This window comes from Desulfobulbaceae bacterium (assembly GCA_015231515.1).
GTDB lineage: Bacteria > Desulfobacterota > Desulfobulbia > Desulfobulbales > VMSU01 > JADGBM01.
On sequence record JADGBM010000044.1, the window covers coordinates 1 to 21,674 of the forward strand.

Annotated in this window: 17 protein-coding genes; 5 read left to right on the forward strand and 12 right to left on the reverse strand. The window is 46.1% G+C overall.

The window, feature by feature from the left end:
- The 12 genes from HQK80_08705 to HQK80_08760 all read right to left on the reverse strand — a co-directional run.
- Nucleotides 1–163 (reverse strand): hypothetical protein (locus HQK80_08705; protein MBF0222292.1); only part of this gene is annotated, 163 nt, incomplete at its 3' end.
- A gap of 228 nt (nt 164–391) precedes the next feature.
- A complete protein-coding gene (locus HQK80_08710; protein MBF0222293.1) occupies nt 392–1,762 on the reverse strand; it encodes an ABC transporter substrate-binding protein in 1,371 nt (456 codons plus the stop codon).
- A 118-nt stretch (nt 1,763–1,880) separates the two neighbouring features.
- On the reverse strand, nt 1,881–3,242 hold the full coding sequence (locus HQK80_08715) for a protein-glutamate O-methyltransferase CheR (GenBank protein ID MBF0222294.1): 1,362 nt from the start codon (nt 3,240–3,242) through the stop codon (nt 1,881–1,883).
- A 31-nt stretch (nt 3,243–3,273) separates the two neighbouring features.
- The gene (locus HQK80_08720) at nt 3,274–4,368 is read right to left on the reverse strand and encodes a chemotaxis response regulator protein-glutamate methylesterase (GenBank protein ID MBF0222295.1); all 1,095 of its coding nucleotides are present in this window, start codon (nt 4,366–4,368) and stop codon (nt 3,274–3,276) included.
- Between the two features lie 102 nt (nt 4,369–4,470).
- Nucleotides 4,471–4,950, reverse strand: coding sequence for a purine-binding chemotaxis protein CheW (locus HQK80_08725; GenBank protein MBF0222296.1), 480 nt, complete (start codon nt 4,948–4,950; stop codon nt 4,471–4,473).
- A gap of 91 nt (nt 4,951–5,041) precedes the next feature.
- Complete coding sequence (locus HQK80_08730) at nt 5,042–7,078, reverse strand: HAMP domain-containing protein (protein MBF0222297.1); 2,037 nt, start codon at nt 7,076–7,078, stop codon at nt 5,042–5,044.
- A gap of 98 nt (nt 7,079–7,176) precedes the next feature.
- On the reverse strand, nt 7,177–10,404 hold the full coding sequence (locus HQK80_08735) for a chemotaxis protein CheW (GenBank protein MBF0222298.1): 3,228 nt from the start codon (nt 10,402–10,404) through the stop codon (nt 7,177–7,179).
- 26 nt (nt 10,405–10,430) lie between these two features.
- Nucleotides 10,431–10,730: an STAS domain-containing protein gene (locus HQK80_08740; protein ID MBF0222299.1), complete on the reverse strand. Its 300-nt coding sequence runs from the start codon at nt 10,728–10,730 to the stop codon at nt 10,431–10,433.
- 28 nt (nt 10,731–10,758) lie between these two features.
- A complete protein-coding gene (locus HQK80_08745) occupies nt 10,759–11,178 on the reverse strand; it encodes an ATP-binding protein (protein ID MBF0222300.1) in 420 nt (139 codons plus the stop codon).
- Nucleotides 11,179–12,300 carry a fused response regulator/phosphatase gene (locus HQK80_08750; GenBank protein ID MBF0222301.1) on the reverse strand — a complete coding sequence of 374 codons (1,122 nt, stop codon included), beginning with the start codon at nt 12,298–12,300 and terminating at the stop codon, nt 11,179–11,181.
- Nucleotides 12,293–13,948, reverse strand: coding sequence for a response regulator (locus HQK80_08755; protein MBF0222302.1), 1,656 nt, complete (start codon nt 13,946–13,948; stop codon nt 12,293–12,295). Before HQK80_08755 ends, HQK80_08750 begins: the two co-directional genes overlap by 8 nt.
- 80 nt (nt 13,949–14,028) lie before the next feature.
- Nucleotides 14,029–14,463, reverse strand: coding sequence for a hypothetical protein (locus tag HQK80_08760; protein ID MBF0222303.1), 435 nt, complete (start codon nt 14,461–14,463; stop codon nt 14,029–14,031).
- A gap of 303 nt (nt 14,464–14,766) precedes the next feature.
- Here HQK80_08760 and HQK80_08765 point away from each other — a divergent pair, with 303 nt between their 5' ends.
- The 5 genes from HQK80_08765 to HQK80_08785 all read left to right on the forward strand — a co-directional run.
- Complete coding sequence (locus tag HQK80_08765) at nt 14,767–14,931, forward strand: hypothetical protein (GenBank protein ID MBF0222304.1); 165 nt, start codon at nt 14,767–14,769, stop codon at nt 14,929–14,931.
- Nucleotides 14,921–16,996 (forward strand): PAS domain S-box protein, encoded by a 2,076-nt coding sequence (locus HQK80_08770; protein ID MBF0222305.1) that lies wholly within the window; start codon nt 14,921–14,923, stop codon nt 16,994–16,996. Before HQK80_08765 ends, HQK80_08770 begins: the two co-directional genes overlap by 11 nt.
- Before the next feature lie 123 nt (nt 16,997–17,119).
- Nucleotides 17,120–19,813, forward strand: coding sequence for a response regulator (locus tag HQK80_08775; GenBank protein ID MBF0222306.1), 2,694 nt, complete (start codon nt 17,120–17,122; stop codon nt 19,811–19,813).
- A gap of 170 nt (nt 19,814–19,983) precedes the next feature.
- Nucleotides 19,984–21,042: a response regulator gene (locus tag HQK80_08780; GenBank protein MBF0222307.1), complete on the forward strand. Its 1,059-nt coding sequence runs from the start codon at nt 19,984–19,986 to the stop codon at nt 21,040–21,042.
- A 161-nt stretch (nt 21,043–21,203) separates the two neighbouring features.
- The coding region (locus HQK80_08785) for a hybrid sensor histidine kinase/response regulator (protein MBF0222308.1) at nt 21,204–21,674 on the forward strand (471 nt) is incomplete at its 3' end.

Genomic DNA, 21,674 nt, shown 5'->3' on the forward strand with positions numbered 1-21,674 from the left:
TACGGATGTCCTGCTCCGATATTCCGGCAATATCAACACTCTTAAAGCTCGGTTGTGCTTCAGCTCGTTTACATAAGTTATCTTGTTCTATTGTTGTCAACTCATCACCAGATTGGGGTGAATTTTTTTGCTTATTTTGAGTAAAAGATGATTGTTTGGCCATTGTGTTCTCCATTTTTTAAAACCGTCAATGTCCTTTTAAGTATGTTTCATTCGTCTCGCCGCTAACAAGCTGCCATTGCAGGCGTTATTACAGGAGCCATCAGCGCCAAGTTTTTCTATCAAGCAGCGGCCTTAAGCTAACCTGCAGTTCCAGGAAACACCCCCCTGTAAGTCACACTGGTCTTCTTTCTTGGTCATGTAGTCGTCCATGCCGGCTGCGATGCATGTTTCACCCAAGGGAATCTGCAAACTGAAGATCGACAAACTTTTCAAGGTCAATTAACTGGCCGATCCCCATCTGATCGTGCATATAGCGCTGGATGGCATCCAGGTCTTCAAGCACCGGATAGAGGTCATTCATTTTGATGCCGAAAGAGTCGTCAAGAACATTGAGAAGTACCTGTTTCTGCAAACCAAGCTTCTGCTGAGGATCAAGAAAGGCAAGCGCAATTTCAGCAGCCTGTTGTTTGTTTTGTTCAACAAATTTACCTGCCCCTACAAGCAGTGAAGTAAATTCGTGAACCGCATCAGGGAATTTGCCGATAAACTCATCCTGAAAGGCAACAATACAGCAGGGGTGGTTTGGCCAGATCTGGGCCGATTTAAAGGTGAGTAGGGCAATTCCATTGGCGATAGCGCTGGAACCAATGGGCTCTGCTACGATAAAACCGGCAACCTCCTCGTTATCTCTCATAATGGCCGGCATTTGGATCGGGGGAACAACTTCAAAGGTGACATTTATCTCTTTCGGTCCCGGCACACCTGGTTTTAAGCCATGTCTGGACAGAAATTTATGGGCCAGCATGTGATGAATCGACATCTTATGGGGAATATCGACACTGCGGTTTTTGAAAAAAGCCTCGTTTGAACCGAAATCATCATAAGGCGTTTTGGTGGTGTGCACAAAAACGCTGCCGTTTTTATGGGCCAGGAGGACAAGTTTTATCTTGGCGCCAAAGCCGAAAAGATCCATGGCAATAGGGGCCAGGACAAAAGCACCGTCCACTGTGCCTTTGTCCAGAGAATCCTGCACCGGATTCCAGCCCGGCATACAGGTTGTTTTCAGGTCAAAATAGTGGGGCGTGACCTTGCCAGTCTCGATCTGATGCTTTAAAACACCCAGGGCAAGATGGTCGGTAATCTGAATATGGGCAATTTCCATTTCCACTTTACCGTTACTCTTCTTTTTGATACGCTCCCCTTTTACAACCTCCTTTTTTATCCCAAAAGCCTCTTCAATTTTCATCTTAAGGTTCTCTTCATCAAAGGGTTTGGCAATATGAGTATTGGCACCCTCTTTCTTTGCCAGTGCCTCCTGTCCCTTATCAGCCTGTGCTGTAGCCATAATGAAGGGCGTATCTTTATACTCATCAGATTTACGTACCCACTTCAGAAACTCCAAGCCGTCCATGTTGGGCATGTTCCAGTCACTGAGTATCAAATCGACCTGCAGGTCTTTGAGCTTTTCAATGGCATCCAAGCCGTCTATAGCGGTAACAATGTTTTGATAACCGATTGCCTTAAGTATATTGCTTATCATGCGGTGCATGATGGTGGTGTCATCAACGATAAGAACGGTAATATCTTTGTTGAGGGTCATGGCCTGCCTCCAGGGTATTTATGGTTCGAGGTTACAAGTTCGAGGTTACAGGTTCAAGGGCAAAGGATTGAAGAGCAGCACTGTTTATTTCCACAGTGGTAGAACTGTCTGTATCCTTTTACCTTTCACCTTTTTCATTATTCTTTTTGTCGTTCTGCCTGTTTGCAATCCTATCCAGCAAGGAGCTCTTGGCCTCCTTGCCTGTCTCTGGTGCTGCGAAATCTGTTTTGCCACCAGTATATTGTGATGTGCCGGCACTTTTTTTCCTCTGTAAAGTGCTGAGCAGCGATTTTTTTGGTTGTTGTTTTTGCCTCGGCTCTGCAGGGTCGTGAGACTGGGGTTTCCTGATGGCCTTTTTCCCTGCGGCTGCCGGGGGTGGTGGCGAAGGAAAAGCCTGCCCTGGTGTCGTTTTTTCCCGGGCTTCAGGAACAACCCCAGTCTCACGGAGGGGTGTTGCCGGCTTCGCGGGTGGCGGCGGAGGCGACACAACCGGCACCGGCCCTGGCGCCGGTTGTTTAACCGGGGCAGGGGTGGTCGGCACAGTGGCTGGTTTTGGTTTGGGGGCCGCTCTCTTTAGGGGTGGAATAGCAGGGCGACCTGCAGGAGTTACAGAAACAGGGGAGGGAGGAACTCTCTTCTCCCAACCTTTTTTTTGATAAAATATGCCGCGCAGGTAAGTATTACTCTCAAACGCAAAGCCCATACTGCTCAAACTTTCAGAGCCGCCAAGAAGCAAAATGCCGTCAGGCTCCATGACATTGCTGATTTTATTGAAAAGTTTTTGGCGGTCGGGCTGGGAAAAATAGATGGCAACGTTGCGGCAAAAAATAATATCAAAGGCGCCGATAGCGGGAAAGGGGTGCAAGAGGTTCATTTTATTGAACTGGGCCATGGCTCGGATCTCATCCTTGATGCGCCACTCATTGCCAATTTGATTGAAATATTTGTGCAGATACTGGCTCGGCAGGCCCCGTTCCATCTCAAAGCGGCTGTACTTGCCGTAGCTTGCCTGGGCAATGACTTTGTCTGAGATGTCAGAGCCAAGAATGGAAATATTGTAGGCATTCAGGTTGTGAAGGACCTCTTTTAAGGTAATGGCAATACTGTAAACTTCCTGTCCTGTTGAGCAGGCGGCACTCCATATCCGCAGAGGAATGGGAGCAGATTTGTATTGTTGTCTCCGCCGGTCAATAAGGTCAGGTAGAATTTTATTACGCAGTAGGTCAAAGGGGGTGCTGTCACGAAAAAAAAATGTTTCATTGGTGGAAATGGCATCAATAATTTTATGTTTCAATCTGTCGGAAGGGTCGGCCTTGACTTGATAAAAAAAATCGCTGAAAGTTTCGGCATTAGTATCTCTCATCAGGGGACGCAGTCTGGTCTCGAGAAGATAGCCCTTGCTTTTATCAAGCACAATTCCGGAGATCTCATAAATATATCTCGAAAAGACCTTTACTTCCTCGTCAGTAATTTTTTTCATGGCTACCTTTGATTCCGAAGAGAGGTCAAAATTAAACGGTTTTCATTATTTCATGGGCAATTCTTCCCAGCGGCGCTATCACATCGGCCAGTTTAGCATCATTAACAGCCTTTGGCATGCCGTAAACAACACAGGTCTCTTCATCCTGGGCGATGGCAAATGTACCGCTGGCCTTGGCCACCGTTAACCCCAGTCTGCCGTCAGATCCCATACCCGTCATAATCACACAGGTTGATTCTGCCCCATATTCCCGGGCAATGGAGCGAAACAGATAGTCGACAGAGGGCCGGCAGTTATTTTCCGGGGGATCATCGGTGATCCGGATTATTTTAGCCAGCCCGGCGCCAGACGCCACTTTCATCTGTTTGCCTCCGGGGGCAACATAAACGGTGTTGCCTCTGACCTGTTCACCGTTTTCCGCCTCTTTAACAGTCAAGGCGCTCTTGCTGTTCAGATTATTGGCTAGCGAGGCGGTAAACATTTCCGGCATGTGCTGCACCAGAAAAATCGGCACTCCGATATCCCCCTTTAGTTTCGGGATCATTTCAGCCAAGGCCTTTGGGCCTCCGGTAGAGATGCCAATGGCAATGGCCTTGGATTTTTCGGTTCGTTTTCTTGTTGTGCCGACACCCTTAACCGCGGCAGTTACCTGGGCAATTTTTTGGCTGCGGGGAGCACTTTTGGCTGCTATGCCCGGTTTGGACAATTTCCTCTTCAACTCAAGACTGCGGCCATAGGCGTTTAATGCAAGACGTAGATGTTTAGTAAGCTTCTTCTGATTTTCCTCTGTCGACGCTTCATCCGGCTTGGCGATAAAGTCAAATGCACCCAGTTCAAGGGCTTGCAGGGTAATGAGGCTATCATGCTGGGTTTTAGAGCTTAAAATCAGGCAGTCAGAATCAAAATTCTGTTTTTGAATTTCCTCCAACACCTGCAAACCATTCATCACCGGCATTTCAATATCAAGGGTCAAGAGGTCGGGCTTCAGGGTCCGGATCCGCGAGAGGGCAATCTCACCATTATTGGCTGTACCCACCACCTCAACATCAGGGAAGGATTCAAGAATATCAGTGACAATTTTACGATAAAAGATCGTATCATCAACAACCAGTACTTTTATTTTCATAGGGTATCTTCAAGTCGTGTAATATTGTAACCTTACAGAATGCTGGAAGCAGAAGTTAGGAGTCATGAGTCTAATGACTCCTGTCTTCTGAATTCTTTTTTTTTACCTTTCCCCTTTTTCCTGTTCATCTGCCAAGACCACGTCGACATCAAGAAGGGCCAGAATTTCATTCTTGGCCGTGTGTACCACTCCCTTAAAAAACCTGCCCTGCACCCCCTTTATGTTCGAAGGTGGATCTGCTATCTCTTTTTTTGGGGCGGTCAGCACCTCGCTCACACTGTCCACCAACAGACCAATATGCTCACCCTGTGAGGTGACAATGATGACCCGACTCTCATCGGTAATGGTCGATGGTTCAAAGCCGATCTTCCTGCTTTGGTCAATGACCGTGACGATCTGTCCCCTGAGATTCATAATGCCGACAACATAATCCGGGGCCAATGGCACCTTGGTTATCTGTAGGTCCTGATTAATTTCCTGCACAATATTAATATTCAGGCCGCATAGTGTATCTTTAAGATAAAAACAGGAAAGCTGGATGGCTTCGCCATCCTTACTGATTTGCCGATTATCGGTTTCCACGATGTTCTCCTTGTTTTTAAACTGCGAGTTACATAGGTAAATAGGCTGTAGACTATAGCCTGCAGCCTAGACAGCTAACGAGTTACTTCTCTTACAGCTTAAACTGCCCCACCATTTCCTTCAATTGTTCGGCCAGTTTGCTCAAATCAGCTGCACTTTGCTGCACCTGGGCACTGGAGTTGCTCATTTCGTTGGCAGCTTCATTGACCTCGGTAATTTCTTTGGCAACCTGACCTGCCGCGGCAGAGCTCTGGTTGACATTTTCATTGATCTCCTGCAGTCCCAGGGAGGCCTGGCCTACATTTTCTGAGATTTCTTTAGTGGCGGCATTCTGCTGCTCTACAGCTGCCGCGATGGCGGAAACAACCTCATCAACCATATTGATTGCCTTGCCAACCTCTTCAATCTCAGTCACTGTTGAGCCGGTGGATTTCTGGATCAACTGTAGTTTTTTGCCAATATCGCCGGTGGCGTCAGCGGTCTGTTTGGCAAGCTCTTTAATCTCGTTGGCGACCACGGCAAAACCTTTGCCTGCCTCCCCGGCCCTGGCGGCCTCAATGGTGGCATTCAAGGCCAAAAGATTGGTCTTGTCGGAGATGGCCTTAATAGTTTCTGAAACCACGCCGATCTCCTCGGCCGCTTCACCAAGTATATTTACCTGTGCTGAGGCCTGATTGGTACGCTCCACGGCATTATTAGCGTTTTCCTTGGCCTTGGCGGCATTCTGAGCGATCTCGGCAATACTGGAACTCATCTGTTCTGCACCGGAAGCAACGGTGCTGACATTGGTGGAGGCCTGTTCCATGGCGGCAGCAACCGAAGCCATGTTGGAATTCATCTCTTCGGCAGCAGAGGCCACGGTATTTGATTTCGTCACAGTGGTCTCGGCCCCTGTGGACATCTGTGCGGCAACGCTGGCCATTTCGGTGGATGAGGAACTCAGGGTTCCAACACCAGTATCGATGTCCTTCATCATCTTGGTGAGACTTTCGGCCATTGTATCCATGGCAGCCGCCATTTCACCAATCTCATCATTGTTGGCCATTTTCAAACGTCCGCTGATATTTCCCTCGCTCATCGCTTTTAACATGGCAACTGCTTTGCTGATCGGCGTGGTGATGGAACGGGTGATAAAAAAGGCAATGACTACCCCGAGAATAAGAGCGATTACCAGCCCCCAGATCATTATGCTAGAAGCAGTGCCCAAAGCGGTCATTGTCTCGTTCGAAATTTTGTTAGTGCCTGCCAAACCAGATTCAATGGTAATCTTGGTCGCATCTTTGACTTCGTTACCAAGGTTATTACGCAGTTTACCCAACTCGTCCATCCGTTTCCAATTTTCAATAAGATTCTCCATGGCCAGTTTATAGCCGTGCTCTCCTTCCCTGATAGTTTTTAGCCGCGCAATATCATCGGGTAGACGGGTGATGGTGGCGAGTTCACTTAACTTGCCGTCAATAGCTTCAAAATATTTAAGGGCGTCCACTACACCCTCGACATTACGCTCGGCCTGGGCCTTCCAGTTGGCCAGCTGCACACTATTGCCCAAATCAATAACATCATTGATCCAGGTGATCTTCTGCAGGCGCTCTTTTATCTTTTCAGATGAAACCCCTGCATCAGCCTCTTCTTTCATTTTTTCGTTCTGTCCGGCCAGAAAGGCGTTGGCGCTCTCCATATAGGCCCTGGCACTAGCGCTAAGTTTATCCTTAGCTGCATCCATGGCCTCATCTGTTTTAGCCGTTTCATCAACCAACTTCTCGTAGTCTGCCACATCCGACGATATCAGAGTAAGCTGCTCCTTCAATTTGACCAGGTGCTGCGATTTGGCCGCCAGTTCTTCCGCCGTCACTAATGCTTTATCAAGTTCCTCTATTTCCTTGTGCGCACTGGCCAGAAAACTTGGGTCTCCGGTAAAAGTGTACCCCCGCATGGCGTACATCGTCTGCCGCGCATAGCGATCAAGATCATAGGCAACCTCTATCTCCGGTACGTATTCGGCGGCAAGCCTATTGGAAAGAGTAGATACCCCGCCCATTTTGGTCACGGCAATACCGCCAAGCACACAGGCAATGACTATCAAGCTCCCAAAACCTAATCCGATTTTTACAGCAAGTTTCATTTTCATATCCATCTCCTTAATTATGTATGTTAAAAGCATTCGTTTCGTTACTTATCTCTGTTCCGATCTGGGTTTTCACAGCACCTTCATCATCCCACTAATCTTTATCCTTGTTTAAGCATCTTACGGATGCTTTTACTGAGATTCTCCTTATCGAGCTTGACTTGATAATCATCAACGCCCACCTCTCGGCCCTTGGCAACATCCTCTTCTCCTGCAAGTGAAGTTAAGGCTATGATAGGCAAATGCTTAAAGCGCTCCTCATTTTTGATGCGGCTGGTAAGTTCAAAACCATCCATATTCGGCATCTCAATGTCAGTGACCACCAGGCATATCTGGTCAAGATTGTCTTCTAAAACCTGTAGGGCCTCAAATCCATCCATTGCTTCAAGTACTGTATAGCCTTCCTCTTCAATAAAATGCTTGACCTGCTCCAGAAAAAACCTGGAGTCCTCAACCAGCAAGACTGTATTAGCACTGGCGCCAAGCTCTTTACCTCTCTTGGTCGTTTCCCGGAGTTCTTCTGCCTGTTCTAAAAACCATTGGGGATTGAGGGCCGCCATAAACCCGAATATATCGATCATCAAGGTGGTTTGATCATGGATAATGGCTGAACCGCTGATGCCCGGCTGCCGGAGAGTCTCTTCATCGATCTGCAGATCCAATTCCACAACATCGATTGGCGGCACGGCCAGCAGACCAACCTGGTGGCCAGCCACAATGAAGATAATGACAATCAGGTCCTCTCTGTCCTCAAGCGCTTCGACGCTGGCCACTTCTTCCAGGGCGTAGATAGATAAGGAGCCACCGCGATATTGCATGACCTTTTTACCGCCCTTGATTTCAATATCACTGCTCTTGATCTGTTCGACCCGCAGCACCAGATGCAGTGGGACGGCACAGTATTCGTCCGGACCGTTGTAAAACATCAAAAGGGTCTGACGGGTAGCACCGGCCTTGGCCTGGATTTCAGCTGCCGCAAGTTGTTTGGCCCGATCTGTCTCTGCCATGGTGCGCAGTTGCGCCGCCCTGGCCAGTCCGGAGATATCCAGAATCAGAGCCACATGGCCATCACCCATGATGGTGGCGCCGGCGTATATTTCAAACTTACTCAGATGCCTTCCTAAGGGCTTGACCACAATTTCCACGGTATCATGGAGCTTATCAACCACCAGCCCGTATTTATGAATACCGGCTTGCACCACCATTATCTTGACGTCACTGGTATAACTTGCCCGCCGTTCATCGTTCGTCGCTACTTCTGCTACTTCTGCTACTGCCGCAACCTCTGCTGCTGCCGCGTTTACTTTGCTGTTTACCGCCTGCTCGCTGCTCTCAAAGATCCGTTCATCGGCAAGCCTTTGCCGCTTGTCCACCTCGTACGCACCGGTGCGCGGATTATAAAATGTCTTCTGCAGCTGCAGGACATTGCTGAGCTGGAGCAGAGGAATCAGCTCACCGCGCAGAATGAGCACTTCGGCGTCACCAACCTTTTCGATCTTTTCACGCACTTCAGCAGCAGGCACGTGAATAAGTTCACCCACATTCACCTGGGGAATGGCATAACGCTCATCACTGCTGGAAACCAGCAGGCAGGCGATAATGGCCAGGGTAAGCGGCAGCTTGATCCGCACAATCGATCCTTTGCCAACTTCAGAAAGAATCTCGACCTGACCGCCTAGCTGATCAAGGTTGGTTTTCACCACATCCATGCCAACACCCCGGCCGGAAACATCGCTCACCTGATCCGCCGTGGAAAGTCCTGGCAGCATAATCAAGTTGATCTTTTCCTTGGCGGTCATGGTCTCGACATCTTCGGCGCTAATCAACCCCTTCGCGATTGCCTTTTCAGCAATTGCCTCCGGATCGATTCCCCTGCCGTCATCATGAATTTCGATGATCACCTGGCCCGACTCATGGAAGGCCCGCAGCAGAATTTTTCCCGTGGGATTCTTTCCCTTCTTCTTGCGAATATCTGGCTTTTCGATGCCGTGGTCGGCGGAATTCCTCACCAGGTGGGTCAGAGGATCGCCAAGGCATTCGATAATTGTTTTATCAAGTTCAACCCCCTGGCCTTCTAACTCCAGCTCCATCTCTTTGCCGAGGTCCTTAGCCATGTCCCGGACAATACGGGGAAACTTGTTAAAGATATTGCCCACCGGCTGCATCCTGGTCTGCATAATGGTCTCCTGCAACTCGGAGGTGACCAGGTCGATACGCTGACCGGCTGCGGCAACTATCTGTTTGTCGCCGGTGGAAATAGCCTGGATGAGCTGATTGCGGGCCAATACCAGTTCCCCAGCCCGGTTCATCAACTGGTCGAGAACGGCGACACCGACTCGCAGGGTGTCAGGTTGAGCAATTGCCGGTTTTTCTGAATTTTTCTTGGCCACAGTTGCCTTAGCTGATGATTTCTTAGTCGGAATCGCTGGCTGAGCAGGAGCCGGCGCAGGAACCTCTTCGACTGGTTTCTCTTGTTCAATTACCCGGACAGCGTCAGCTTCCTGAGGCCTTGCATCTTCAGTAGAGTCTACAGGTTCCTCAATAGGTTTTGACACATCCGGGCCATCCGGAACGATATGGATACACTGATCCTCAAGTCCAAAAACACTGCCAACCAGATCTTCTTCAATAATAGTGCTGAAAAGAACATACATCGGCAGCCGGGTGGAAATTTCATCATCATTCAGATCACCTACCACGGCAATTGAGACTACAAGATCAAGGATAACACCTCCATCTTCGAGCAGTTTGAGAAGATCAAGGGGGGTTTTGCCCTGTCGCTCCACATCCTTAATCAGATCAAAGTCAAAGATGTAGATAATCTTGCCGCCCTGCCGACCAAATTTGAGGTCAAACTCAGTCAGTGAAAAAGTAACCGGGACCTTTTTATGGCTTATTTCTATCAGAGTATCGACACTCTCTTTTTCCTCTTCCGGCAATGAGCTGGTTGTCAGACCGGTCAAGGCCACAACATGTTCAGTAATTTCCATCTCATTACTTTCAAGCACATTGTTCAGAAGTTCACCAAGACGATCAAAGGCCACCAGGATTGTATTGATGATGCTGGATGTAGGAACCATTTGCCTGTTACGAATCATATCAAGAACGTTCTCTATTTTGTGGGCCAGTTCCTTGGTATTGGTCAAGTTGAGAAAACCAGCTCCTCCCTTAATAGAATGAGCAGCCCGGAAAACTTTGTTGATCAGATCCTCATCAACATTTTCTCCCTGCCGCTCAACTTCAAGAAGGTCGGTTTCGATGTCTTCCAGATGTTCTTTGGACTCCTGAACGTACATCTGCAAGGTTTCATCTTCGATTATTCCGGCCATAGCCTATCTCCATTTTTTTCAAAAATTTATTGAAGGATGAAATGTTTATCCAGCCGCATATTCTGCAGCAATTTCCGAATATCATCCGAAACGTTAAGCAGTTCAAGACTGGCGCCCAGCTTTTGCAGTGAATTATGGGCTGCAATGAGCACGCCCAGACCCGAGGAATCGATCATCTTCACCTTCCCAAGGTCAACCGCCATCTGTTTCGCCCCACCGTCAAGAAGTCCTTTTAACTCCCCCTTAAAATCTTTGCTTATAGAAGCCACAATATCCTGACTAGGCTTAACAACCACCTTGTCTCCATCTTTTGTCACTTTGCTCATAGTGTTCTCCTTCTTTATTTGGAATCTCTCATATTCCTTTCACCAATACCACTTCATTGCCTCGTTCATTAAAGGTAACCTTGTCAAAGTAGTGGTGCATGATGTTAAGGCCTCGACCACAGCATAACAGAGGCCCCTCTTTGGGCGGTTTGGTTCCAAAAGGAACGAAACCGCACCCTTCATCTTTCACCATAATGACCACTTTATTTTCCTGCTTGTTGATCTGGAAGATAATCTGTTTACTGGGATCATTTTGTGAACCATGTTTAACCGCATTGGTAAGCGCCTCGCGTACACCAAGTTGAATATCAAAGGACAAATCTGGCAACTGCAGCTCCCTGAGGCAGATATCTACATCGTGGCAGGTCCTATCAATGTTGTCAAGCTGGGCTGACATGGCAATATGAACACCAGAGTTCATCTTTGTTTTATTGTAGCGCCCTGACATTTAGATATCCACCCCTAAAAGCAAGACATCATCATCAAAGGTATGTCCAGCCGGTGAAAAGGTTTTGATTATTGTCGCAGTGGCCTCCGTTATAGTTTGTTGCCTGCTCAAGATGGCAGCCTGCCTGAATCCATCCATACCTTGTGTGCGGGTCCGTTGCGGCTCGATAAATGATTCAACCAAACCGTCTGAAAACAGGTAAAACCTGTCGCCAGCACTTACTGAAAGTGTCCTGGTCTCAAAAAAGGCATCAGCAAATATCCCTAAAATATCGCTGTTTGCCTCGACCCAATAAGGTTCTCCTTGTTGCGGCATAAACAACATAGGCAAATGCCCGGCATTCACCACTGCCAAGACATTGTGCACTCGATTGAGGGCCGCATAAATAGCGGTCAGATGTTGTCCCTCTTGAAAAATTGACGTGAGGATCTGGTTGATCACATGCACTGTTTCATTCGGTGCATAAAGAATTGATGCGTTCTGACGGACAAGGGCCTTGAGCGCTGAAGTGGCAAAGGAGGCCGACAAATCATGCCCGCTGATATCAGCCACCAGATACCCATGTATCCCCTTGGCAATGCGAAAAACGTCATAAAAATCACCACCCGCTTCCAAGACCGGCAGGTAATAAACAGCAAAGTTGGCCTCCGGAATCTCCGCCGGATTGACCAGGATAGCCTGCTGTGCTTCATGCATCTGTTGAAGCCGCATGGCCTGCTCCCTGATAATCTGCTGATAGGCGAAACGAAGTTTAAGACAGTTACGCACCCTGGCGTTGACTTCATCCGGCTGAAAGGGCTTGGTGATATAGTCCCAGCCGCCAATGGAGAGGCCTTTGACCTTACTTTGTATATCGTTGTTGCCTGAGATGAATATTATTGGAATATCTCTGGTGGCAGAGTGTGCCTTTAATTTTCCGCAGGTCTCAAAACCGTCTTCGCCCGGCATGATAATATCAAGCAGAATGAGGTCAGGGGGTTCATTGCCGGCGATCTCTCTGCCTGTCTCACCACATATCGCCGACTGGACACGGTAACCAAAGCCTTCCAGTATATTGACCAACAGATCCCTGGAGAACAGTTCATCCTCAATGACCAGAATGGTCATTTCTCTTTCAACCATGTCCATTTCTCCTTTCCCCTACGAGAAGTTGATTGAGTAGGTACTGCAATTTTTCAACATCAAAGGGTTTCCCCATAACAGCATTCACCCCGGCATCAGAGGCCAACTGGTGGTCCTGTGCATCGTCTTGGGTTGTTACCATAATAATAGGCAGCTCTTGCTTGCCATACTTCTCTCTCACCTTTCTGGTCAGCTCAATGCCGGTGATCTCCGGCATGTTCAAGTCTGTACAAACGGCAAGGGGCTTCTCACCTTGGAGCCAGTTCAGCGCCTCTGCCGGATACTCGAAAAGCACAGGCTCATAGCCAATATCATGGAGAATTTTACGATAGATATTGAGAATCATCTTTGAATCATCAACCGCGCATATCTTGCCGTGCAATTGACTCTTTTGAGCGGCGGCAGCACGTGAGAAAATGAGTTCTGCGATGTCATCCCTACCTTGTCTTTGGAGCAACGCAACAAAGAGGCCTTTAATGTCAGGGTGAGCCTTTGTGGCAAGGTACTCACCCGCAACTTCTTGGAAAAAAGGGACTTCTATTAAGCCCATATAGAGATTTTGGGCCTTGGCATTGATCACTGCCTTAATTATTTGAGCTGCTTCGGCGTCACCTCTGCTGACCATGTTTTTGATGCCTGTCAGCAGAATTTTATCCAGATTATGATCAATGGCCTGGGCTGCAGCCAGCCTGACATCTTCCACCGGATCATTGAGGCCGCCAGCAAGGACATAGTCTCCAGTTCGGCGGGGTAGGCTTGCCAGGGCCTCATAAGCGGCAAATCGAACGTTAGCGTTTTTTGGCTGGCTGTTTATCAGGTTGCGTATTGGCTGCAGGGCGGCTTTGTCTCCGATCTCCTGCAAGAGGTTCAAAGAGTGAATCTGTAGGTCCACATCACTGATCTCCAGATTTTCTGTAAGCAGAGGAACTGCCTTTGCCCCAATGCTGCTTAATATCTCCTTGCTGTAGTTCCTGAGAGGCGCGCTGCCGGTAATCATGGCTTTGTTCAGTCGGTGGAGAGCTGTTTCATCCTGTACGGCTCCATAAACATCCAGGATAAAGCAGTCAGTGCTCTCATTTCTGCCAAGTCCTTGAGCAAGGAGGCCAATGGCATCTGGAGTGCCAATCTCACCAAGCGCTTGAATAGCAGTGAGTAAGAGTGGCTGGTTATCGGTTCCCATAAACGCGGCAATGCCCGCAACTGCCTCGTGAGAACCTATGGCACCAAGAGATTCGAGTGCCGTCTGCAGTACTGTTACGTCATCTGTGTTTGTAAGAAGATGCAAAAGGGGGTGTGTTGCCTGCTGCAGGCGGATGCTGCCAGCCAACTGGATATAGTAAATCTGCTCAACAGAGGGATTCTTTATCTGCTGCACGACGGTATCTGGACTGTTGAGGGCCTTGGCAAGAATTGTTTCAATCAGAGTCGGGTAGAACTCGATTACTTGAGGGTGTGAGGTTGCAAGGGAAACAAGAAGAATAATGGCCAGGTCATCATCACACTTACACAGTTTATAAAGAATCCGCCTCTGAGATTCCAGGTCAAAATGATCAAAATAGGTAAGGACTATTTTTGCCTTGATAAGGTCTCTACGCTCAATGTTTTGGAGGATCTCCTCTGTGGCGACTTTGCTGTCAACTTTTCTCATCTTCTGGTTGTTCTCTTTGAGTGAAACTTTGTGAAAATGCTACCTGCTTTGAAACTTCTTACATTAGTCATGAAAAATTCCTACGGATACGTTTTCTTTCTCAGTAGAAAAGCCTTTTTTGCAGCTGGCTCCGGAATACCATGAGTTGATGTGCTGAACACAAACCGCACCACGCTCATGTTGCCGCAGCCACTTTCTTCAGCCGCATCAAAGACAACGACCCCGCTGCAGGTAAAGTACAGAACATATTGTGCTATGTAATCCAGCATGGAAAAGATCTCGGGGCTGCCGACCCTAATGTGCCGCGGCAGACAGGGGCGCAGGATCATGGCGAATATCAGGCCTTTTTTTTCAAAGGCCTTGGCAAAACTCTCGCCCAATATCTCCAAACGGCTTGGCAGATCAACTACAACCGGGCCGGCGCCATACAGTTGTTTTCTGTGTTTATTGCCAGCACAATTCGGCCGTGCGCACCCACCGTGCATTGCCGGCAGGCCATTATAGTTACCCCGCATGTCAATTTCGCCCTCGTTTTTATGTCGAAGTCAAGAAAAACAGATAATTGAAATGATGATATGAAGAAAAAGTGAGAAGAGTCAAGAAAGATAATATGGGGTTGTCGATGCTCAGAACATGGTGAGCAACGGTGTGGTTCTGGTCAGTGAAGGGGCAAATCCATTTGACCTTTTTCTCTTGCCTGTATTTAATTTCACATTCAGCGTTTAATTTGATAGTCTGTAATAAGATAGTTTTTGACTGTAACAATTGTTTTCAAGATACCGAAAATATGATGAAGTTTTTTAGAACTTAATCAACTAATGCCCGCCAGTGCCATTTCTACAGGTCTGGTGGACTATATTCTGCCACCGGATAAAATGCCTGCGCAGCTTTTAAAATACACAAGCCATATCCTGAAAAAACAGCTCAGCCGTTTGGATACAGAGACAATAGCCAAGCTTACAGGAGGGCACTATGACCAGTGATACTGGATCAGCCACGGACAAGTTTGCCAAACTGCGAAAGCGGGCGCATGGGTATCTCATGACCGCCCCGCAGGATGCCTTAGCCCTGTCCCAGGAAGATGTGAAGAAACTGGTGGAGGAACTGAACACCTACCAGATCGAACTGGAATTGCAGAATGAGGACCTGAGGAAGACGCAACTTAAGCTTGAACAATCCCGCAACAGGATCACCGACCTGTATGACTTCGCCCCGATCGGCTACCTGACCGTGAGCGATAAGGGACTCATTGTTGAAGCCAACCTCACTGCTGCTGATATGCTGGGCGTTGCCAAAGGAATTCTTTTAAAGCAGCCCATTTCCGCCTTTATCATTGCTGATGACCAGGATATCTATTACCGGTGCCGTAAAAAACTTCTTGAGACCAAAGCCCCCCAGACCTCCGAACTGCGTATGCGCAAGAAAGACGGGACAATTTTTCATGGGCAACTGAAAAGCACTGTTCAAGGTTATATTGACGGGGAATCCGGCCAATTCAGGATTGTGATTACAGATATTACCGAGCGTAAAAAGGCTGAAGATGCGCTCTTAAAGGCCAAGAATGAATGGGAGCAGACTTTTGACTCCATAAGCGACATCATCACCCTGCAGGACCAGGACATGCGGATCTTGCAGGCCAACAAGGCTACCAGCCGGTTTTTCGGAATGGAACATGACACAATAATCGGCCAAAAATGCTACGAGCTTTTCCGAGGAACTTCGGAGCCATGCCCGCATTGTCCTGTAGTGGATACCTTATCAGATAAAGAGTGCCATACTGAAATGATCACCCACGAGCGGCTCAATAAGACCCTTATGGTTACCTCAACTCCGCTGCCGGATGTCAACGGGCATGCGGTAACCTTAGTACACGTTGCCAAGGACATAACAGAACAGGTCAACAACGAAGAGAAGATACGCCAGGCACAAAGAATGCAGGCAGTCGGAACTATGGCGGGGGGGATTGCCCATGAATTCAATAATATGCTCGGTGTTATTATGGGATGCGCTGAGCTGGCACGCGATGATGTGCCGGCAGATAGTTTTGCCAAAGTCCAGCTCGATAAGGTCATTAAAGCATCATACCGGACAAGGGATCTCGTGAAACAGATTCTGGCCTGCAGCAGACAGTCTCAGCACAAATGCACCCCTCTGCTGCTCAAACCGCTCATCAAGGAAACCATCAAACTCATTGAGGCTTCGCTGCCATCCTCAATTGACCTAAACCTTATTATCGCTGATGACAGAAGCAAGGCTCTTGTTGATCCAACTGAAATCCAGCAGATAGTCATGAACCTCTGTGCCAATGCCTCATGGGCCATGAAAGAAAAAGGAATCATTACAGTCAAGCTGGATCAGGTGACCTTACCGGAAGGTGATTTGTCACTGAAAAATATGCTGCCGGCTGGTGAATATGTGAAATTATCCTTTGCCGATAATGGCTGCGGCATGAGTAAAAATATCATGAATCAAATATTTGATCCTTTCTACACAACCAAAGAAGTAGGAAAAGGCACCGGCATGGGGCTTGCCATTGTCAGAGGAATCATGGAAAATTATAAGGGTACCATTACTGTGGACAGCCAGATTGGTGAGGGGACGACCTTTCATCTTTACTTCCCGGTAACAGAAGAACCCTCTGCCGTCCTTCCTGACTCATCCGACAAGGTCATTGGCGGTTCAGAACGCATTCTTTTTGTTGATGATGAAGAGATGTATGCTGAGATGGGATCTGAAATGGTTGGAAGGCTCGGGTATCAAGTCGAAGTGAAAACCAGTAGCAGTGAAGCGTTACAATCGTTTAAGGCCGCGCCTGAAAGCTATGATCTGGTTATAACCGACCAGATTATGCCTGCTCTCTCTGGTGAAGAATTGGTGAAGGAAATCAGGTCAATTCGACCTGAGATTCCCATCATTCTCTGTACCGGGTATAGCACTCAGATGGATGAAAAGAAAGCTAACGCTCTTGGTATTAACGGGTTTGCTTATAAACCCATCTCAAAAAAAGATATTGCCAAGTTGATCCGTCAAGTTTTAGACGACAAATGATGTATGAATCGTTATGCAAAACTGGCTATCACCCGACGAAAGATGCCTTGCCAGTTTTATAACACATCAGTTTTAGCCAAAAGCTGAAGATATGATTAGAAATTCGTACCAGGGACTATTGATATGAAAACACGATTACTCATAGTTGAAGATGAGTTGGATCTGTTAGATAACATGCACATTTATCTGGAATCCTTTGGGTATGAAATATCAACGGCAACAGATGGACTTAATGCTCTTGAACAAATACATAATTCAATTTTCGATATTGTTATTACTGACATAAAAATGCCCAATATGGACGGCCTGCAACTCCTTAAACATATCAAAAAAAAATGTCCTCAAACTGATGTTGTTATATCAACCGGATTCACTGGGGAATACAGCTATATGGATGTAATTAATGCCGGGGCTATCGACTACATTACAAAACCATTTCTTAAAGAAGAGTTTCAAGCGAAAATAAACCGCGTTATCCGTGAACGTAATGTCTTGAAAAAACTTAAGGAAGAACTCAGCAAACGAAAACAAACTGAGGAGAGGCTGAGTAAGTATCAAGATGACCTTGAAAAGCAGGTGCGGTACCGAACCGATGAGCTTAGTCTTAATCGTGAATTATTAGGGTCCATTAATCGAGCCCAATCACAGTTCATTGTCGAAACCAAGGTTGAAAAGTTGTTCGAAGATCTTCTCCGTGACCTTCTTTTGTTAACCAAGAGTGAATATGGTTATATCGGAGAGGTTCATCATACCGACCAAGGTGTTCCATATCTAAAAACCCACGCGATTACAAATATTGCATGGAATGAGGAGACTAGTGATTTTTTTGAAAAAAATTCTCCCACCGGCATGGAATTTCGTAACCTTAAGACCCTTTTTGGAACTGTATTGAACACTGGGGAGGCGGTTATTTCTAATGATCCAGCTACCGACCATAGGCGGGGAGGCCTTCCAGAAGGACATCCTCCTTTGAATAAATTTATGGCGCTGCCGTTTTTCCATGGCGATAAATTTATTGGCATGGTGGGTATTGCTAATCGTCCAGGCGGATATGATAAAAAGATTGTCACGTTTCTTCAGCCCTTTTTAGCAATATGTGCCATTATCATTCACAGCTACAGGATAAACCAGAACCGCTTGCAAGCAGAGCAGGAATTGCGAGAAGCCCATGGAAAACTTGAAGCGAGAGTAGAAGAACGTACTGCAGAACTTCAACTGGCTAAAAAAGCGGCTGAGGATGCAAATCATGCAAAAAGCGAGTTCCTTGCTAACATGAGTCATGAAATCAGAACGCCAATGAATGCCATTTTAGGGATGAATCGACTGGCTCTTGAATCGGTCAGTAGTCCAGAACCACGTGAATATTTAGAAATAGTGCAGCAGTCCGCAGAAGCACTTCTTGCCCTGATTAATGACATCCTGGATTTTTCTAAAATTGAAGCAGGCCAAATTAGTTTGGATGAGGTACCTTTTGACTTAGATAGTGTATTAGTTGCAGCTACCCAAACCCTAGCAGTTAAAGCCCAGGAAAAAGCTTTAGAATTAAAAAAATATCACCTACCTGTCGGGTTACATACGGCATTACTGGGTGACGAATATAGATTGCGTCAGATTCTACTTAATTTAATTGGTAATGCAATTAAGTTTACTGAAACTGGTGGGATCAGCATTGAAGTGGAAGAAGTATCTCACGATGAAAATGAAATTGTTCTCCAGTTTTGTGTCAAAGATACAGGCATTGGTTTACCTCCAAAGGAGCACAATCATATCTTTGATAAGTTTGCCCAGGTAGATAGCAGTGTGACAAGAAAATTCGGTGGAACAGGACTTGGTTTGGCAATCTCTAAAAAGATCACTGAATTGTTGGATGGAAAAATATGGGTAGAAAGTGAATTAGGTAAAGGTAGCTCGTTTTTCTTCACAGCTCGTTACTTAAAATGTGACCCAAGTTTAGTTCAAAGTAAGTCTCCTAATGTGTCTGGAAAATTATTTTTACCACCATTGGATATTCTTCTTGTTGAGGACAATCAATTCAACCGAGATCTAGCCCAAATAGTACTAGCAAAGGAAGGTCATACAGTAATTTGTGCTAAAAATGGCATAGAGGCTTTAGAAAAGCTGACCGAAGGCAATTATGATGTAATTCTAATGGACATCCAGATGCCGGAGTTAGATGGGATTGAAACCACCATGTTCATAAGAAAGTGTGAAAGCAAAGCAGATATTTCTTCGAAAACCCACCATAAGCTGCTTCTTCGTGTCCAAAACAGTATAAGAGGGATGCGGATACCAATTGTTGCCATGACAGCAAATGCCATGGCCGGTGATCGAAGAAAATGTATTGACGTCGGCATGGATGATTATGTTACAAAACCATTCCAACCAGAGGAGGTTCTTCAAGTAATCGCTCGAGTTACTGGCAAAAATTTGCTGCACAAAGAGACAATTGGCTCTACTCAAAAAGAAGAAAAAAGGGGTGGACAGTGTGAGCTTGTAAAAACTGAAGAGGTTCGTAAACATCTTGTCGAGAAGTATGGGATCCCTATTGAGCATATAGACGTGATGCTGGAGAAGGCCCAAAAATCTTTGGTCGAAGAATTGAACAATGCAGAAGAAGCAATTATTCTGGGTGAATTAGATTCACTAAGCCGTGCAGCCCACAGCATAAAAGGTGTTTTGAATAATATGGGGCTCAATTGTTTTGCAAATCTTGCGAATCGAATTGAACATAAGCAAGTGCGAGAGATGGAGGATTTAAAACATGCTTTGAGCGAACAGCTCAGGGTGTTAAGAAAAGGGCTATCTGGCCTTCTTTAACAATTCATGATCTGTTAAACATTAAGAAAACTGGCCAACAGTTCTACTTATAAATGCTTGCCAAACCATTAGCTATTAGCTATCATTCTGAATTTATTGATTATCTAGTAAAAGAACTTTATAAATATGTCAGACTTTAGAACAACAATTCGACCCCGGAACTTTAATAGATGGAAATAGAATATAAGAGCTATCTAGTGACAAATACCTTTAGTTGCCTTTTAGTTGATGATGATGATTTTTCACGAGGATTATTAGCTAAAGTTCTTGATAATGAGGGAATTAAAACCGTACAGGTTAAATCGGGCAAGGAATGTATGGATTTTGTGGAAACATCCCCGCCTGATTTGATTCTACTTGATGTAGTTATGCCTGAAATGGATGGGTACGAAGTTTGTAGGAGACTAAAGTCATGTGATAAAACCAAAAACATTCCGATTTTGTTTATTACTAGCATGGACGGGAAAATAGATGAAGCTAAGGGGCTGGAACTCGGTGCTAGAGATTATATTTCTAAGCCAATCAACCCACCAATTGTAATTTCCAGGGTACGGAATCAAATGAACCTTCATTTCCATACGGTGCATTTAGAGGAATTGGTAGACCAGCGAACAAGGCAGCTCCATAAGGGATATATAGAAACCGTTTATCGATTGACTCTTGCATCTGAATATAAAGATGAAGAAACCGGCGCACACATTAAGCGCATCAGCTTTTATACCAAGGAACTTGCTCAACGAATGGGTATGGATAAAGAGTTTTGCGATTCAATTTTTTATGCTTCACCCATGCATGATGTTGGTAAGGTGGCCATGCCAGACGCTATTTTGCTTAAAAAGGGGCCGCTTGATGGCGAAGAATGGAATATTATGAAGACTCATGCTGAGATTGGCGCAAAAATTCTTGAAGGTTCCGATTCTCCACTTCTGAAAATGGCTTTTGATATAGCCGGATGCCATCATGAGCGTTGGGACGGCAATGGATACCCAAGGGGACTCAATGGGGATCAGATACCGCTTGTTGCCAGGATAATGAATATTTGCGACCAGTATGATGCCCTTCGCAGCGTAAGGCCCTATAAACCAGGATTTGATCAAAAAAGAACAATCTCTATTATAACTGAGGGTGATGGCCGCACAATGCCTGATCATTTTGATCCTGATGTTCTTTCGGCTTTTAAGAAAATGGTTGATGTCTTTGCAGATATTTTTGAAACGCATAGAGATTAATATGTCGAAAAATTGAACTTGAATAATTTGGTACCTGCTCTAATTTTCTTGATGTGCATTATCTCTTGGCCCACATTCCACACCCTAAATTGCGATCAGGCAGGTATTTTTTTGTGGTTCAAGGAGGTGGGTGTTGTGATGTAATATTCCCTAGGTTATTATTGGACACACCACAAGAAAGCCAACAGTATGAAAATCTGATTCAAATAAAAAAGGCTGGTAGACGGGCAGCAGAACTTGTGCAGCAGATCCTTTCCTTCAGTAGGCAAACAGACCATGATCGCCAGCCTATACAGCTTCAGTTCATTGTTAAAGAAGTGCTTAAACTTTTGAGAAGCTCTTTGCCTACTACCATTGACATTCATCAAAACATTAACACTAATTGCAGTTCAGTACTTGCTGATAACACACAAATTCATCAAGTGGTCATGAATCTCTGCACAAATGCGTTCCATGCCATGCTCAATGAAAAGGGCACGCTTTCTGTTCAATTAGAAGAGGTGGATATTGATCAAAACTTTTTTTCACAAGTTGAGGACCTTTCGGAAGGTAAGTATATACAATTAACAATTAGTGATACTGGCCATGGAATGAGCCAGGATACTTTAGGTTGTATTTTTGAGCCTTACTTC